Raw genomic sequence first — 19,598 nt, forward strand, 5'->3', positions numbered from 1 at the left:
CTAGCGCGGTTTGAGCTTGGGGAGTTTCTTGAGTTCTTTCGCGCTGTACTGGGTTTCCCCGTGCACCTTGATGCGTTCACGGCCGTCCTCGTCGAGGTAGCTGCTGACCCAGCCCGCGTTGTTCGAAGCGGTGACCGGAATGGTCGTGAACACGTCATCCCGGCCGGCGTCGTAGATGTTCTTGAAGCCAAGCTCGCGGGCCGTTGCCACCGAGTCCCGCAGCAGCGTCGCGGCTTGCTTGGGTTGGCGGTTCGCGAAACCGGTCTCCGTGCCCTCGGCGGCCCGGCAGAACATGAACAGCATGCGGCCGTTCGGGTTCGCCGCGTGCATGCGGTGGAACTCTTCCCGCTGGAACTGCACCTTGGTCAGCGTGGACCCGGACACCGACAGCTTGATGCCGCGTTTCAGGCGGAGCGCGGCGGTCTTCTTGTTCCCGTGGCCGGTGAAGAGGTTCGGGCCCGCCTTCACCCGGACCTGAGCGCCCGTGTCGGGGTGGGTGAGAGTGGTGGTGACCGGTGCGAACGGACTGGGCACCAGCCGTTTCAACGGATCCCGGCGGTGCACGTCTTCGTGGCGGAAGGCCGTCGGGCCGTCTTCCATGGGCCTGGTTCGCCCCACGGAGCCCATGCTGTCGAGTTCCTTGGCGAGCAACTTGTCGGGCGGCTGCTGGCCGAGATCCAGCGCCAGGCCGTTGACCCGTGCCCATCCGGTGCTGGTGCTGGTGAGCTCGAAAGCCTCCACTTCGCGTGCGTAGAACTCGACCTCCTTGCCATTGGCCTGGTCGATTCCGGTCAGTGGCTGGTCGGCGTCCAGGATGTGCGAGGCGTTCGGGAGGAAGCGCTCGAAGAACTCGATGTTGGCGATGTTGCCAGGCGAGAACTTGTTGTTGACCTGGCTAGTCCAGCGATTGGTGTATTCGGTCCAGCCCTGGTTGTCGGACGCGCCGAAGCGGCCGTCCGGCAGCTGGGACACCTCGCCCTCGGTTCCTTCGACCGAGCCGATGAAGCGCGAGTCCGCCAGCTGCTTGGCAGTGGCGTTCAGCTCCGCGTTGTGCGAGGTCAGCAACCGGACCTTGACGCCAGGGGCGACGACGGCGAGTCGGAACTTTCCGAAGTTCATCAGGATGGCGGCGAGGCCATCGCTGCCGATGCGCACGTCACGACCGTCCCGCAACGGCATCTTGTACTTCAGCCTTGGCCCGGCGCTGTCGATGTCGACGTGGAAGACATCCTTGGTCTGCTCGGTCGCCGGATCGGGGCGCTTGGGGTGTCGTGCCGCTTCGGCGGGCGTTTCGCCGGGCATCGTCGCGATGGTCTGGCGGTAACCGCCGGTCAAGTCGAACTTGTTGGCACGGGTGAACGACACGCCATGTCCGTTCCCCCGCATCATCGCGTACGCGAGGTCGGTCATCCGGATGGTGGTCTCCCGGTCTCCGTCCCACGCCCGCACCGTGACATCGAGGTCCAGGAAATCGTCCAGGAAATCGGAGCGCACCGGCACGATCCGGCCGGGATTCGTCGAGCCGCGGCGGGTGGAGCCGACGAGGCGGGAAAGCAAGCTCGGTTTGAGCTTGGGGAGCTTCTTGAGTTCTTTCGGGCTGTACTGGGTTTCCCCGTGCACCTCGATGTACTCGCGGCCGCCCTTGAGGTAGCTGCTGACCCAGCCCGCGTTGTTCGAGGCGATGACCGGGACCTTCGCTGCCACGACATCCCGGCCGGCGTGGACGACGTTGTCGAAGCCGAGTTCACGGGCCGTTGCCACGAAGTCCCGCAGCAGCGTCGCGGCTTGCTTGGGTTGGCTGTCCGCGAAGCCGGTTATCGTGCCTTCGGCGGCGTGGCAGACCAGGAACAGCATGCCGCCGTTCGGGTTCGCCGCGTGCATGCGGTGGAACTCTTCCCGCTGGAACAGCCACTTGGCCAGAGTCTCCCCGGACACCGCCAGCTCGAGGCCGCCGATGTAGAGCTCGGCGCTGTGCTTCTTGCCGTGTCCGGTGAAGTAGTTCGGGCCTACCTTCACCTGGACCTGAGCACCGGTATCGGGATGGGTGAGAGTGGTGATGACCGGCGCGAACGGACTGGGCGCCAGCCGGTTCAGCGGATCGCTGTCGTGCAGATCCACGGAGCCGATTCCGTTTTCGTTGCGGAGAGCGTCCACGCCGTCTTCCATTGGCCTGGTTCGCGCCACGGAATCCATGCTGTCGAGATTCTCGGCGACCAACTCGTCGGCCGGCCCCTGGTTGCGAACCAGCGTCAGGCCGTTGACCCGTGCCCATCCGGTGCTCGTGCTGGTGGTGGGCTTGAGATCCACCTCGTCTGCGTAGAACTTGACCTCGCGAAAGTACCCGACCTCGTCGCGAAAGCGCGTGGTCAATGGCTGGTCGGCGTCCAGGATGTGCGAGGCCTTCGGGAGGAAGCGCTCGAAGAACTTGATGTTGGCGATGTTGCCAGGTGAGAACTTGTTGTTGACCTGCCTCTTTCCGCGGCGGTCGTACTCGGTCCAGCCCTGGTTGTCGGACACGCCGAAACGGCCGTCCGGCAACTGGGACACCTCACCCTCGGTTCCTTCGACCGAGCCCTTGAAGCCCGAGTCCGCCAGCTGCTTGGCAGTGGCGTTCAGCTCCGCGTTGTGCGAAGTCAGCAACCGGACCTTGACGCCAGGGACACGGACGAGAACTCGGAACTCGCCGAAGTTCATCAGGATGGCGGCGAGGCCATCGCTGCCGATGCGCACGTCACGACCATCCCGCAACGGCATCGCGTACTTCCGGCCCGGCCCGGCGCTGTCGATGTCGACGTGGAAAAGGTCCTTGGTCTGCTCGGTCGTCGGAGCGGGGCGCTTGGGGTGTCGTGCCGCTTCGGCGAGCGTTTCGCCGGGCATCGTCTTGATGGTCCGACGGTAGTCGCCGGTCAAGTCGAACTTGTTGGCGCGGGTGAACGACACCCCGCGTTTCTGCTGCATCATCGCGTACGCGAGTTCGGTCATCCGGATGGTGGTTTCCCGGTCCCCGTCCCACGCCCGCACCTTGAGACCAGGGTCCAGGAAATCGGAGCGCACCGGGACGATCCGGCCGGAATCGGTCGAACGCCCGGAAGACGACGGCTTCATGGTGCGATCGGAGCCGCGGCGGGTGAAGTCGATTAGACGGGAAAGCAAGGTTGGTTTGTACTTGGGGATCTTCTCGAGTTCTTTCGCGCTGTACCTGGTTTCCTCGTGCACCTCGATGTACTCGCGGCCGTCCTTGACGTAACTGCTGACCCAGCCCGCGTTGTTCGAAGCGGTGACCGGATTGGTCGCGTATACGACATCCCGGCCGGCGATGTAGGGGTTGTCGAAGCCGAGTTCACGGGCCGTTGCCACCGAGTCCCGCAGCAGCGACGCGGCTTGCTTGGGTTGGCGGTCCGCGAAACCGGTCTCCGTGCCCTCGGCAGCGCTGCAGAACAGGAACAGCATGCGGCCGTTCGGGTTCGCCGCATGCATGCGGTGGAACTCTTCCCGCTGGAACTGCATCTTGGTCAGCGTGGCCCCGGACACAGCCAGCTCGATGTCTTCGCCGTCGCGGCTGATGAGGAGCTCGGCGTACCCTGCGTGGCCGTGTCCGGTGAAGAGGTTCGGGCCTGCCTTCACCTGAACCTGAGCACCGGTGTCGGGGTGGGTGAGAGTGGTGGTGACCGGCGCGAACGGACTGGGCGCCAGCCGTTTCAACGGATCACTGCCGTGCAGGTCCAAGCTGATTCCGTATTTGTTGCGGAAAGCTTTCGGGCCGGCTTCCGCTGGCCTGGTTCGCGCCACGGAATCCATGCTGTCGAGCGCCTCGGCGAACGTCTGGTCGTTCAGCCGCAGGTCGGGAATCAGCGTCAGGCCGTTGACCCGTGCCGATCCGGCGCTGGTGCTGGCGCTGGTGAGCTTGTAAGCCCGCGCCTCGTGCGCGTAGAACTCGACCTCCGTGCCATCTTTCCCGCGAATTCCGGTCAACGGCTGGTCGGCGTCCGGGATGTACGAGGCCTTCGGGAGGAAGCGCTCGAAGAACTCGATGTTGGCGATGTTGCCCGGCGAATACCTGTTGTGGACCTGGCTGTTTCCGACGTGGTCGTACTCGGTCCAGCCCTGGTTGTCGGACACGCCGAAGTGGCCGTTCGGCAACTGGGACACCTCGCCCAGGGTTCCTTCGAGCGCGTTCTTGAAGCCCAGTCCCGCCAACTTCCCGATGGTGCGCTCCAGCAGCACGTTGCGCGAGGTCCACATCCGGACCTTGAGATGCTCACCGAGCTTGGAGAAAGACCGGAACTCCTCGGAGTTCATCAGGATGGTCGCGAGGCCTTCGTCGTCGACGCTAACGTCACTGCCGTCCCGCAACGGCGTGCCGTACTTCCCTCCGACCATTTTGATATCGATGTTGAAGACGTTCTTGGTTCGTCCGGGCGCTATTTTGGGTCGGTTGGGGTGCTTTGCGGCCTCGGCAGCCGTTTCGCCGGGCATCGTCGGAACGGTTTGGTCATCACTATCGCCCACATCGAGCTTGTTGTCGCGCGTGAACGACACACCGAGTCCATACCCCCGCATCTCGTGGATCTCGAATTCGGCCAACCGGACTCTGATCTTCCGGTCCTTGCCATCCCACGCCTGCACCGTGACATCGGGGTCCACGAAATCCCATGACACCGGTACGGATCCGCCCCGGGATGTGTTGCTGGGGCCGGAATTCGGCTTCGGTACGAACTTGGGGATCCTCGCTAGTTCTTCTGCGCTGTAACGGGTTTCCTCGTGGACCTCGATGTGTTCACGGCCGCCTCGGAAGTAGCTGGTGACCCAGCCCGCGTTGTTCGAGGCGAGCGGAATCTGGTTCACCATCACCACGTCCCGGCCGGCGATGTAGGGGTTGTAGAAGCCGAGTTCGCGGGCGGTCGCCACCGAGTCCCGCATCAGCGCCGCGGCTTGGTCGGGTTGGCCGTCGGCGAAGCCGGACTGCGTGTCCTTGGCGGCGTCGCAGAACATGAACAGCATGCGGCCGTTCGGGTTCGCCGCGTGCATGCGGTGGAATTCTTCGCGCTGGAACTGCATCTTGGTCAAGGTCGCCCCGGACACCGACAGCTTGTAGCTCCTGCCACCGCGGTTGATCTGGATCTCGGCGCTCTTCTTGGTGCCGTGTGCGGTGAAGAGGTTCGGACCTGCCGTCACCTGGACCTGAGTACCGGTATCAGGATGGGTGAGAGTGGCGACGGCAGGTACGAACGGACTGATCGCCAGCCGCTTCAACGGATCGTGCGCGTACAGCTGGCTGAACTTACTCTCGGTGCCTCCGAAAGCATCCAGGTTGTTTTCGTTCGGCCGGGTTCGCAACACGTGGTACGCGTAGTCGAGCCTGGCGGCGAAACGCTGGTCGACCTGCAGCATTTCGGGGACCAGCGTCACGCCGTTGACCCGCTTCCACCCGGTGCTGCTGCTGGTGAGCTCGTAGGCCTCCACTTCGTGGGCGTTGAACTCGACCTCCGCCCCATTCAAGGTTCCGACCAATGGCTCGTCGGCGTCCAGGATGTACGAGGCGTTCGGGAGGAAGCGTTCGAAGAAGTTGATGTTGGCGATGTTGCCCGGCGAGTACGTGCCGGTGACCTGGTGCGAGAACTTGGAGGGGTATTCGATCCAGCCCTTGTTGCCGGAAACGCCGAAGCGGCCGTCCGGAAGCTGGGACACTTCTCCCCCGGGTCCTTCGACCACGTCCATGAAGCCCGACTTCGCCATCTGCTCGACAACGCGCTGCAGATGCCTGCTGTGCGGAGTCAGCAACCGGACCTTGAGGTCGGGATCGTTGACGCCGAGATCTCCGATCCCTCTGATGTTCATCAGGATCTTGCCGAGGCCCGCGCCGTCGATGTTCACCGAACGACCGTCTCGCAACGGGATGTCGAGGAACCGATCAGCGCTGTCGACGTCGAAGTCGACGTGGAGGACGTTTCTGGATTCCCCGACATCGGCTCCGGGGCGGTTGGGGTGGTGTGCGGCACTGGCGGGTGTTTCGCCGGGCATCGTCTTGATGGTGTGGAGGTAGCCGCCGCTCAGGACGTACCTGCTGGCGCGGGTGAACGCTATGCCGACCCCGTCTCCGCGCATCCAGTGGTACGCGAGGTCGGCCATCCCGATCCGGACCTTCTGGTTTCCGTGGTATGCCGCCACCGTGAGATTGGGGTTCAGGAAATCGGCCTGCACCGACACGGTCCGGTGAGGATTCGCCGGGCCGCGCCGGTAGAGGCTCGGGTCGAAACCTTCCGGCGTGGCGCCGCCGTGCCGCCGCGCGGAGCTGGATCCGGTGTTCGAGATCGGCGTGTACTCGGGAAGGCTGCTGAGTTCTGCTGCGCTGTACTGGGTTCTCGTGTGCACCTTGATGTAGTCGCGGCCGTCCTTGACGAGGTAGCTGCTGGCCCAGCCCGCGTTGTTCGATGCGGTGACCGGGTTGTTCGCGAATACGACATCCCGGCCGGCGTCGTAGATGTTCTTGAAGCCGAGCTCGCGCGCTGTTGCCGCCGAATCCCGCAACAGCGTCGCGGCTTGCTCGGGTTGGCGGTTCGCGAAACCGGTCTCCGTGCCCTCGGCGGCGTGGCAGAACATGAACAGCATGCGGCCGTTCGGGTTCGCCGCGTGCATGCGGTGGAACTCTTCCCGCTGGAACTGCACCTTGGTCAGCGTGGACCCGGACACCTGCAGCTCGATTTCCTCACCGTCGCGGCTGATGAGGAGCTCGGCGTAATCCGCGCGGCCGTGTCCGGCGAAGAGGTTCGGGCCTACCTTCACCTGAACCTGAGCACCGGTGTCGGGGTGGGTGAGCGTGGTAGTGGCCGGCGCGAACGGACTGGGCGCCAGCCGTTTCAACGGATCGCTGCTGTACAGATCGTTGAGGCTTCCATCATTGCGGACGAAAACTCCCACATTGTCTTCGTTCGACCTGGTTCGCGCCACGGAGGACATGCCGTCGAGCTCGCCGGCGAGCTCCTCGTCGATGTGCCGCTCTTCCGGAGGGGACAGCGTCAGGCCGTTGACCCGTTCCCACCCGGTGCTGTCGCTGGTGAGCTTGCGGGCCACCACCTCGTGCGCGTAGAACGTGAACTCCTTGCCATCCGAAGACCTTCTTCCGACGAGTGGCTCGTCGGCGTCCAGGATGTACGAGGCATCCGGGAGGAAGCGCTCGAAGAACCTGATGTTGGCGATGTTTTCCGGCGAGTACTTGCCGACTCGGCGCTTCTCGCCGTTGCGGTACTCGATCCAGCCCTTGTTGTCGGAGACGCCGAAGCGGCCGTCCGCGAGCTGGGACACCTTGCCGTGGGTTCCTTCGACCGAGCCGGTGAACCCCGATTTCGCCAGCCTCTTGGCAGTGCTCCCCAGGTCCAAGTTGTCCGAGGTCAGCAACCGGATCTTGAGATCGGGATCGCTGGCGGCGAGGTCTTGGACATCCCTGAGGTTCATCAGGATGGCACCGAGGGCCTTGTCCTCGACGTCCACCGAACGACCGTTCTGCAACCTCATGACGTAGCTCTTCACGTCGTGCTCGATGTCGACGTGGAAGGTGTTCTGCTCAGTCGTGGTTCCGGGACGGTCGGGGTGTTGTGCCGCTTCGGCGGGTGCTTCCCCGGGCATCGTCTTGATGGTCCGGAGGTGGTCGCCGCTCAAGTCGTACTTGTTCTCGCGCGTGAACGACACACCGTGGCCGGTACCCCGCATCCGCTGGTACGGGAGGTCGCCCATCCGGACCTTGATCTCCTGGCCCGTCCTCCTGTCCCGCACCCGCACCTTGGCATCGGGATCCACGAAACCGGTCCACACCGGGACGGTCCGGTGGGGATTCACCGAGCGCCCGGAAGACGACGGTTGGCCGGATCGGCTCGACGTGGGCGCGCCGGCCGGTGCTCCGACCAGGAGATTTCCGTCCAGCCGCACCCGGTCTTCCATCGGCGCCGCGCCGGTCTCGGCGAGCGGGATGTACCCGATGACGTTGCCCGGGTTGAAGTTCGCCATCGTTTCGCCGTGCTGGTCCGCGAAGAGGATCTGGTCGTCCGCGTCTCTCTTCACCAGCACGGCGTGCACCAGATCGCTGTCCGCACGCTCCTGCAGGATCACGGCTCCGTAGGAGCCGGGCGGCTGCATGGCCGTGTGGCTCAGGACCTCGTCGTACGTCGCTTCCACCGCTTGGACATCGGCCCCGAGGCGGGCCTCCAACGCCCTGATGTTCATCGGGCCGCCTTCTTCGGCGATGACCTTGACACCACCGGCGAGCCTCCGCGCGGCCGCGATCAACGCCAGACCGCAGTTCTGGCTCCGCCCGGGCGCGCCCGGAGCGGGGCCGCCCCTGTTCACTCCCCGGAGTCGCCGGAAGCGTTTCTTGAAGAACGCGGCAGCGCTCTCCTCGTCGGGGAACCTGTTGGCCGCGACCACGAATTCCGAGGTGTACGACCAGTCCCAGCCGTCATCGGACTCCGAATCGGACTGCGCGTCGTCATCCGCGTCGTTCTCGGGCTCCGAATCGGACCGCATGCCGGTGTCCGCGTCGTCCTCGGCTGGTTCCGGGTCGGGCTGCACGTCGCTGTCCGCGTCGTCATCGGAGTCCGAAACCTGCAGCAGAGGAACATCCGGATCGTCATCCATGTCCCAATCGGAATCCGAATCTGAATCGGACTGCACGCCGGCATCGAACTCCGAATCGAACTCCGAATCGGTATCCACCGGCACGTGATGGGCGTAGTTGACGTGGGCTTCAGCCTGCCGGCGGGTGATGCCGAACAGCGCGACGAGTTCATCCGCGGTGCACGGTTCCCCCGCGTTCCGGGACTCGCGCACATAGGCGAGCGCAGCCTCGGACATCTCGTACTCGGCCTCCCGACGGCCGATGCCGTACCGCTCGGCGAGTTGCGTCGGGGTGTACGGCTCGCCGCGATCCGCCGCGGCGCGCACATCGGCTCGTGCCGCTGCAGCGATCACGCCACGCGCCCACCGGTAGTTGGAGAGGGGGGACCTGAAGGGGTGGAACCTCCCGGCCATTTCCTCAATGGAGTACGGGGCGTCGTTCTTCGCCGCCTCGCGTGCATCGGGCTGCGCGACCTCCCCGATCAGGTCCAGGATCTCGTCCGTGTTGATCCGGTACTTGTCTTCGATGTCGTCGATTCCGTACGGACGGCGGCGTTCCGCGGCCGCCCGAATGCCGGCCAGCGCGGCATCGCGCCTGATGCGCTTGGCCCATTCACGGTTCTGCCCGAACCTCTCGCGCAACTGCGCTATTTCCGGACCCATCCCGGTCGCCGCAAGGTCTGCCACGTGTTCGAGCGCGACGGCCTCGATCTGCGCGATGACCCGCTGATGACTCACACCGTACTTCGCCGCCAATGCCGCATTGGTGTAAGGCGTACGGCGTTCCGCAGCCGCGCGCACATCGGCCCGCATGATGCCATCGATGTGGCGTTCCACCGTCTCGGGGCTGATGCCGTACACCCCGGCGAACTCCTCGATGCCACGCTGCTCACCGCGGTTGCGGGCCGCGTGCGCATCGGCGAAGGCTGCCGCCGCCACAGCCTCCTCTGCTTCCTCCTGACTGATGCCGTACTTCCGGGCGAGCTCATCAATGGTGCGCTGCTCGCCACGATCCGCCGCCGCACGCACATCGTCCTGCACGACGTCCGAGATCCGATCGGCTGCCCACCGGGTGACCAGGCCGTACCTCATGCTCAGTTCCGCAGACGAGTACGGCTCCCCGCGATCCGCCGCCGCGCGCACATCCGCCCGTGCGGCGGCATTGACCAGGTCCAGCGCCCGCTGGTTGTCCACCACCCCGGACCTCGCGGCCACTCTGCTCAGGTACGCGGCCGGTTCCGGGACCTGGGCCGGGACCTGAGCACCCTTGTGGCGCAGCTCGTTGACCACCGCGGTTTCGATCCGCTCGGTGGCCCACTCCGGAGTCCAGCCGTAACTCTCGGCGAGAACGTCCGGGGCAACCGGACGACGGGACAGCCACGCATTCGCGATCTCGCGCTCCGCGGCGGTGTTGATCAGCACCTCTGCCTCCGCCTCGCTGATCTCGTACTCCGCGGCGAAGTCCGCAGCGGAACTCTCGCGGTTGAAGTTCCCATTGGCCAAATTGGACACCAGGTTGGCCGCTACCGGGAAAATCGCCTGCTCGCGAGTGAGACCGTGCCTCTCCATCACGGAACTGAGCCGCAACGGAGTACCAGGCGCAACGCTGACAGACGCGACCGCGCCACCAGTTCCCGTTGCCAAGCCGTCCTCGAAGAGGATCCAGTCCCGCGCGGAGCGCACGTCGGCCACGCCGGCCGCGCCGCTCTGGGTCTCGGCTTCCTCGACGCTGATGCCGTGCCTGTCCGCCAGGTCCGCGGCACTGGCGGTAGCGCCGCTGTTGTGCGCCTCGCGCGCATCCGCGAAAGCCACCGCCGGGCCAAGCTGGTGCTTCTCGGCCAATCCCGAAACCTGCTGCGGCCGAGCAGAATTCTCGACATCGAGCAGGTCGGCAAGCGCGGCGGAGTCGATCTGGTCGAACTCCCGCCCGCGGCTCGTCTCGTGCTTCCCGGTCGGCAAATCGACGGTGTGGGGCCCTCCCGCATCCGCTGCGCCGCGGACGTCGGCCTGCACGTCGGCGCTGACCGGTTCGGCATGAGCCCGCCGACCGCCGGTGTCAGCGGTGCTGTCCTGGCTCACCCGCTGGGTCAGCTCGCCGAACACGCTGCGCGGATCGGTGCCGCCCCTCCCGGTCCCGGCCGGCGCCCCGATCAAGAGCCTCGGGTTCAGCGGAACCCCGTCCACCGACGCCGTGCCGGTGTCGACGAGCGGGATGTACCCGATGACCTTGCTCGGGTCGATGTCCGCGAACGTCTCGCGATGCGGGTCCCCGAACACCACGATTTCGTTTCCGCGGCTCTCGACCAGCACGCCGTGCGCCACGAACCGGTTCCCCTGCAGAACCACGACCCCGAAGGAACCCTTCGGCTGGTCGCGCGTATGCGTCAAGACCTGCTCGTACGTCGCTTCCACTGCAGTGGCACCGAGAGCTTCCTCCAACGAGCTGACCTTCATCGGACCACCCGGGTCGGTAACGACCGTCTCGCCCCCGGTGAGGGTCAGCTTGGCCGCGATCAACGCCAGCGCGCAGTTCTGGGTTCGTCCGTCCGCACCCCGCGCGTAGCCGTTCTCGTTCACCCCTCGCAATGCCGGATAGCGATCCCGGAAGTACGCAGCGGCACTCGCCACGTCGGGGAAGGAAGCGGCGGTGATCACCGACCCCGGGGGCAGCGACGGCCACGCCCCGGCACCCTCAGCGTAGGCGGGTGGGTCCACCGGGCGGGGGCCGATGTCGGCGTACGCGGGTGGGTTCGCCGGGCGGTCCACGTAAGGCGGAGGCGGCTCCACGTCGTTCAAGGCCAACGTGCTGAGCTGCTGGATCTCCTCCTGCGTGAACCGGGTGTAGGCGCGGTCGACGAGGGTGCCGTCCGGGCGGTAGCTGAACCAGCCGCCGTTGCGGCTGACCGTGATCGCGGACCGGCCGGGGTTCGGCGAGCGGTCCGGCGGAACGGCCAGCGTCGTGTCGCCTCCGACGTGGATGGTGACGGGATCGTTGTTCTGCTGAGCCGCTTCGGCGAGTTGATCGGTGGCGGCCTGCTCGACGTCGTCGGTGAGCAGGGCGATGTCGGAATTGGAGTTGTAGGCGCGCAGCGACCGGTATTCGGGCATCTCGCGGAGGATCCGGTAGTAGATGTCGCCGGAGACGGCGACGTCGACGAGATCTGGGCCTCGCTCCACCTGGAGGTGGAAGCGATCGCCATCGATGCCGACGGCGAGCCAGACCGGATCAACGGTCCAGGGCGCCGGCACGTTCCCGTTCGTCCGCCCCGGGTGGAGGGCCGCATGCGGGATGGTCTCGTGGGGCATCGTGCGCATCACGTGCTCCACCCGCTCCATGCCAACCGCCCACCTGCCCAGCTCCTCGTGCGACGTGGGCTGGGTGCCGAAGCTGAGGACCCGTGCCTGCCGCTGCGCGTTCACCACGAGCAGGCGGTGGACATCGCGGCTGCGGAACTCGAACGGCTGGCCGTCGTCCAGCCGGAACCCGCTGTGCAGCTCGCCGTCCGCGCTCCGCGTCTCGGGGAACAGGTGCGCGAGCGGTGATCCCGCGGGCCCCGCCTGCTCCGCGCTGGTCAGTGCTCGTTCGATCGCAGAGATCTGAGCGATTTCCCCCGCTGAGAAACGGGTTTCCTCGTGGTGGATCTGCCTTCCCCCGATGCGATGGCATTCCCAGCCCTGGTTGTCGCCGACGCAGATCGCGGACGGGTCCTCCCCGTTCGCGGGAAGGAGCCCGTACGGACCCCGTGGGCCGAAAACGATGGCGTCGCCGCCGTCCTCATGACCGGTGCGGGCGAAGAGCCCGAGCCCCGTGGAGTTCTCGTCGCGGTCGTGGAGCAGGACGATTCCGGGGTCACCGTGGCTCTCGAACCAGCCCCGGTTCTCGGTGACGTGCCAGAGTTCGTCCCCCGCGACGACGACGGTTTCGGACTGATCGCCTCGGCGCAGCGGCACGGAGAAGGTATCGCCGTCCGATTCGACGAAGAACCAGCCGGGATTGCGCCAGGGTGCCTGGACGTAGCTTCCGGGGCGGAACAGCACCGAGGACGCGCGCAACGTGGTCTCGCCCGGGAGGGAGCGCAGGACGTCGTGCATGCGCCCGAACCCGGCCGCCCATTGGCGCACGGCATCGGACTCCTGCGGCCTGAGGTTGACGACGGGCGCCCCGTCCTCGTCGGTGCGCGTCACCTCGGCGTCGACGTCGCGGGCGTCGAAGACGACGGGTGCGCCCTGTTGGTCGAAACCGAACCGGATCGCCGGAGCGGGATCGCCCGACCCGGGCCGGGTGATGTCGGTGCGGATGGTGCCGTGGACGGTGCCGACCGCCAGGCCTTCGAAGCGGCCGATCATGGTGCCGCGGATGATGGCGTCGTCGACCGAGATACTTCCCTCTACGGACCTGGTGCCCTCCGCACGGGTCGTGACCACGCCGTAGATCTTGCCGGTGAAGGTGCCGATGAAGGTGCCGTCGACGACACCTTCACGGACGCCCGCGAAGGGTTCGGCGAAGGTCCGGTCCGCGACCCGCTCGACCGGCGCCGAGTCGTGCCCCGGCAAGCCCTCGTCCCAGCGCCGCACCAACGGACCACCACGGCCGGAATCCCTCGCCGTGGACTCGCCCGGACGATCGGACGGCAGACCATCGTCCTCGCGCTGCAACGACGGCCTCGGAGCACCACCACCGGTCCGACGCCGATTGCGCCCACCAACACCGGAATCCCGGTTCGGCATCCCGACCAGGAGGTTCGGGTCCAGCTCCGCGCCGCGCAACGGCGTCGCGCCGGTCTCGGTCAGCGGCAGGAAGCCCACCACGTCGTCCGGTCCGGGTTCGGCCATCTCGCCTTGGTGCACGTCCGGGTACCTGACACGGCCGTCCTCACCGGTCTCCACGAGCACGCCGTGCACCATGCCGCGCGGGCCGCGGAGGAACACCGCGCCCCAGGCACCCGGCTGCGCGCCCATGTGCGCCTCGACCTGGTCGCGGGTCGCCACGACGGCCTGCCCGCCGAACTCCTCCTGCAAGGACGCCACAGTGACCGGACCGCCGGCGTCGGCCGCGACCGTGACCCCGCCGGAGCGGGTCTTCGCGGCCGCGATCAACGCCAGTCCGCAGTTCTCCGTGTGCCCCGGCCGGTTTTGCCGGTAGTTCTCCGCGTTCACACCCCACAGCTGCGGGTAGCGATCCCGGAACTCCCTGGCGGAGGCGCGGTCCGGCGTTTCGAGCCACACCTCCACCTCCGTCGGCCCCGCGGAGCGTACGAAGTGCGGCGCCACGTCGAAGCCGAGGTCGCTGCGGCCGAGCCGCTCGGCGCTCGGCGTCGCCGACTGCGCCAGCTTGAGCAGGCGGTCCAATTCCTTTGCCGTGGCGGAGAAATCGTCGGCCGCACGCGACGATTCGACGTCACCGTGCACCCGGTACCGCACAGTCGGTCGCGCACCGGATTCGTGTGCGGCCAACACCTGCCGCACCAGCGGGTACAGCTTGCTTCGCTCTGCCAACGGGAGCCGGTCCGCGCCGGCGGGGAACACCACGCGCGCGTCTGGTTCCACGCCGCCGAGGCCCGGGTCCTGCCGGGCGTGCGCCAGTTCCTGCTCGTAGACCTGCTTCGCCCGCCAGAACGCCGCCGCGGCGGCCTGCTCGGCTTCGGCGGCATCCCGGAAGGCGGACTCGGCGTCCACCTGGGTGCCCAGGTCACCGTCCGGATCGTCCAGCCCGAACGGGTTGGCAGCGCGCCACCGGCCGTGGGCCGCTGCCCACTCCGCGTCCCGCGCGGCGAGCTCCTTGGCCGCCATGATCAGCGGCTCGGACAGCAGATCGTTGCGGTCCGTACGACGGACCTCGTAACCCTGCGCGAAGTCGACGTCCACGACGGCGGTGCGCCGCAAGCCGACCCTGGACGTCGGCTCGACGACGAACCGGAAACCGGCGCCGTGCAACCAGGCGCTGGTGATCCCGTCCGTGGCGGGCTTCTCACCGGCCTTGGGCAGCTCGCTGCCACCGGTCTCGTCGACGTCTCGGTGCTCGTGCCCGGTTTGCCTGGCGCCAAGCGGCTCCATCATCAACGCCCAGCCGCTCATCGAGCCGAACGGTTTCCGGTCGGGGTAGTTGGCCGAGTCCGGGTGCTGGGGCACGCCCGCCGCGACCAACGGGACCGCCGCCAGCATGTTCGAGTTGCTCGAGCCGGCCTCCGTCTCCGACGTGCCGTGCGACGTCTTGGCGCCGGCGATGCGGATGCGGTCGCTGACGCCCCTGAGCTCGCCATGACCGGGCAGCTTCGGGCACACGCCCAGTTTCAGCCCAAGACCCGGCGGCAGCTCCAGCTGCGCCGCCTCGGTGCCGTACATGCCCTGGATCGCGCTCACGCGGCTCGGGGTGAGTTCGGCACGCAGCATCCTGCGGGTGTGCGAGTCCACCTTGCCGCCCGCCGCTTCGATGGCCTGCTCCGCCGCGCGGACCAGGTCCGCGACGTCGCCCTTGAAGTCCATCACCCGGAACTGGTTCGGGTCGTCCGGCAGGGCCGCCGGGGTGTCGGCGGCGCGCCACTCCGCGAGGCGCTGCTCGTCGGCGTCCTCGGCGGAGCGCCGGACGACGTTGCCCCCGCGGGACTTCTCCCCGGCATCGGAAACCGCGGTGTCCTCGATCGGGGTGTGCGCGGTGACGGTGCGCCAGGCAGGTGCCGCCGCGATGCGCTCGCCGTGGCGCTCGATGCGCACGTCGAACAACACGTCCGCGCGGTGCTCGGCCAGCGCGGCGTCCTTCACCGTCTCGGTGTGCACGAGCTCGGTGGTGCGAACGTTCCTGGTCCCCCGGACCTGCTTGAGCCATTCGAACACGTGCCCGAGCCCGAAGCCGAGGTTCGCGTACGCCGCGCCGTGGTCGCCGGGCTTCGCCGCGGCATCCGCCGCGGCGGACTCGTTCTGGAACGTCCCGGCGGGCAGCAAGACGGTGAAGAACTCGGCCAGCGCCCTGGTGAACTTGCGGCTGGAGGTCTCCTGGAAGGTCGCCCTGGTGGCCCTGGTCAGCCCGCCGTGCTTGATCCCGGCCGGCGTCGGCGTGCTCAGCAGCTCGGCGTCCACCCGCAGCTCGTAGGTCTCACCGGTGATCCGGTCCTGCAACCGCAGCGGAGTGCCAGTGCCGCCGTTGGCGAGATCGCCCAGGGATGCCTGGACATGCGACAGGTACCGCTTGACCTCGCTGGAGTTGTCGTGCTCGGTCGCCAACGAGAAGGAAGGCAACAACATGTCGGCCCGCTCCTGGCCGAGACGCTGCACCAGGCCCTCGCGCAGCCTGTCGATGGTTTCGGAGAGGTCGATCGGCTCGGTGACGCCGTCGGCCCACTTCGGGGCGCCGATGTCGTGCCCCTCCGGCACGGGGCTGAGCCCGTCGGCATCGGTCGGCGCGTCCGGTTCCGATGGCGCCGGCGGTTCCTGCCCGGCGCGCCGCGCGTCCTCCTCGGCCTGCTTGATCCGGATCTCGTGCAGTTGCTCGTCGTCGACCCAGACCTCCACGGCGCGCGGCAGTTCGAAGCGCTCGGCGGCGCGGCCCGTCTTCGGCTTGAACAGCGACATGATGGGCGCCAGCGCAACGGACATGGCCGAGCGCGCGGTGACCTCGCCGGCCTTCGGCTTGAACAGCTTCCAGCGGTCCAGGTTGCTCCAGTCCACCGTCTCGACCGCCATCGTGGCCTCCGCGGTGGCGATGATCCGGTGCATGCGGCGGGGCTCCCCGGACACCGAGCGCCCGTGGGAAACGGTGGTGCGGTGGCCTTTCTCGCGGCCGAAGCTGACCACCCACGGGCTCACCTCGTGCAGGATCAGTCCCATGCCCTGGGTGATCGTGCCGGGGATGTCGTTCGAGGTCTCGCTGGTCGGGCCGATGAAGGGTTCGATCTGGGTTTTCGCGGTCCAGGTGCCGCCTTGTTCGCTGCTGGTGGTGCTGCCGCCGGCCGCCGACCGGTTCGACGGCTGCCAGACGGTCTCGAGCACCTCCGGGTCGCGCAGCATGAAGGACACCGCGGCCTTGGCCTCCGCGTCCGTCCGCCTGCGGCTCCAGTGCAGCAGGAACTCGTTGCCGCTCAACGAGAACTTCTGTCCGCGCAGGCCGGAGTTGTCGCCGTCCTCGAACTGGTAGATCGGGTCGTTCGAGGCATGCACCAGCAGCGAACGCAGCTTGTTGCGCACGTGCTCCAGCCCGTGGAACGACACGATCTGCACGCCGTCGAGCTTTCGGGACGCGCCGCGACCGAGTTCCTTGCTCCAGTTGATCGAAATGTCGTTGAGCTGCGTGTGGTTGACCGGTACCACGTCGGCGCGCGGAACACGATACGAGGCGGGTAGTTCGAGTACTACGTCGACGATGACCGTGCCCGGTTCGCGGCCCTGCTCGGCGGCCGAGGGGTCCACGATCGTCAGCGGGTTCAGCTGCGGGGCTTTCTTCCCGGGGAGGCCGAACGTGATGCCTCGGATCAGCGCGGTGTGCCGGGACCAGTGGTTTCCGGAAACGCTGAGCTTGACTCGCGCTCGGTACCGCCGCAACGGTTCGGGCCGCACGTTGCCGGACTCGTCGAGTTCCGAGCCGCGCACGCCGCCGCCGCTGGAAATCTTGGTTTCCTGCGACAGTCCGGACGTCCTCGACTGAAGGTAGGAGATCTTCGGGAGGTTGATGGTCAGCATCCCCCCCAACATCGACATGTACACGCGGGCGATGATGCCGCCGGAGAGCATCCAGTTCCGGCCCTTGGTGTAGCTGCCGGTCGTCACCTCCGAGAGCTCCTCGGCCGTGTTGGGGCCGTCGGCAGGGTCGTCCAGGGGTTCCAGGTCGCCTTCCAGGCTTGCCTGCAACTTGAGCGAGGCGTGGTAGTCGTGGGCCAACCCGGGTTCCGGTTCGAGGTCCAGCACCAGCGGGCGGCGGTCGGCCAGGATGTCCGATGCGTGGCGGGCCAGGTGCTCGGCGGTGATCTCGCCGCGGATCTTCTCGACCCTGCCCAGTTTCCGCTCGTCCTTCGGGGAGATGCCGTCGGCCAGGTCGGGGTCATCGAGCTCGGTGCCGAACTTGGTGGTCCGCACCCGCTCCGACCGGTAGAACTTGAGCATTTCGGCCGTGGAGTCCCGCATGATCTTGCTCAGCAGTCCAGCGGCCTCGTCGAGCTGCAACGCCGCGTGGGCCGCAGTGTCGGCCAGTTCCTGGCGTCCGGGTGCCTTCCCCGCCGCGACGGCGCTGATGCCGGCACGTTCCGCGTCCGCCTGCTCCGCCAAGTGGACGCCGTTCACGGCTCCGGCGAACTTGAGCGGAGAATGCCCGGGCTTGCGGACCTGCAAGTCGTAGCGGGTGTAGTAGCGGGTCACCGAACCGGTGTAGGAGCTGGTGGTCTCGGCACCCTCCGCGCGGTCCAGGTCCTGCGCATGGCTGCTGCCGTACGCCCCGCCCGTGGAGATGCCGGCACCGACCGATATCTCGCCGACGTCGTAGACGGGACCTCCCGCGATCGTGAAGCTCGCGTCGTGGTGCGCCTGGTGGGAGCCCTTGGTGGCGGCGGTCTTCGAGGTGGTTTTCTCGATGTGCGAGCCGTCGATGACCTGGTCGAAGTAGACGCGCCGGGCGACGAGGCGCATCTGCACCCGCTGGCTCTTGGGGCGGAACAGCCTCTTGAGCGGATTGCGCTTCCGCGGCAATTCGGGCGAGGACACCCAGCCGTCGCCCCGCGCGGCCTGTTCCGGGGTCACCGCCATCTCCGGCAGGCGCTTCTTGATGTTGCGGGAGCCGACGAACTCCCGGAGAGTGCTCAGGCCCTCCTTCGTCAACGAACCGACGTACTTGTGAACCTCGTCGAACGGGTCTTCGTGGAGGTCGGCGTGCTCGACCCCCGAGGTGGGCAGCTCCGAAGGCAGCGACGGAACCTCGGTCCCGCCGCCGTTCAGCCCGAGGGGCACGCTCAGCTCGACCGACACCAGGGTGTCGTCGCGGCCCACGGCCCGGCCGACCCGCATCGTGGGCAGGGTCGGTTTCCCGTCGGCGCCGAGCCGGCTGAGGAAGAACGTCGCCGGGGCGCGCACCGGGAGCATTCCCTGGAAGCCGGTTTCGCTCGTCGGGTTCTCCGGGAACGAGACGCTGGTCCGCACGAGATGCGAGTTCCGCTGCGAGAGGCCGCGGGAGGTCGACGCGCCCGTCGGCGCGTTGGCGGTGCCGGTGAGGAACAGGCCCGGAGCCATCGGGACGAAGTAGAACCACCGCGACATCGCGGTGCGGCCGGCCGAGGTTCCGGCGGTGGAGGCGCGCGCCTGTTCGGCGCTCACCGAACTCGTCCCCGCGTTCGCGTCGATCGGCTCGGCGCGCGACAAGTCCACTTCGGCGCGGACCAGGACGCGTTCCCCGCCCAAGGTCACTACTCGGCCGTTGTCCATGAACGACTCGGAATCGTTCTCCACGGCCGCCCGCAGGTCCTCGAGTTCCTGAGCGGTCGGCGCACCGTTCGCCAAGCTCTTGGCGGCGGCGACCACCCGGTCGGCGCCTTCGGTGCGGGTGAGCTGCTTGCCCACACCGAGACCCCGGTTGCGGCGCAGGTAGCGCGGCAGGAGCCGCCGCCAGCCGCGCGGAGCGGACGACTCGTTCCGGGCGGGCTCGGTGGTGGAGGTGTGCCCCGCCGCGTCGGTGGCGTCGCGGTGCTCCTCAGTCGTGCCGTCACGGTCCTCGGCGACCTCGGTCTCGGCGCGCCGCTCCGCTGACACGCCATCGCGGTTCTCGATGGTCGTGCTCTCGTCGCGCTGTTGCGCGGCGGTGGCGTCATCGCGGCTTCCCGCGGTGTCCTCAGGCGCCTCCGGCCGTGAACCGCTCACCTCGTGCCGGCTCTCCGTCGACCGGGCCTGCTCGTCGGTGTCCGGCTGGGCCGTGCGATCGGCTTCGGTCGTGGTGCTGCCGTCGAATTCCGCAGTGTGCTCCGCCGATTCCAGGACTGCTGCGGAGTCCGGGCGCTGGCGGATCTCGGCGTTGCCGAGCA

Annotated in this window: 1 protein-coding gene (running past one end of the window); it reads right to left on the minus strand. The window is 67.5% G+C overall.

What is annotated here, in order from left to right:
* Positions 1–19,598, minus strand: the 3' portion of a protein-coding gene (locus tag AB0I53_RS08925) for a DnaJ domain-containing protein (RefSeq protein WP_358598772.1). Its footprint extends 13,861 nt past the window's final position; 19,598 of the gene's 33,459 nt are visible here — the last part of the coding sequence; the start codon falls outside the window, past its right edge — the gene reads right to left on this strand; it ends in the stop codon at positions 1–3.

The organism is Saccharopolyspora sp. NPDC050389 (assembly GCF_040655595.1).
GTDB lineage: Bacteria > Actinomycetota > Actinomycetes > Mycobacteriales > Pseudonocardiaceae > Saccharopolyspora.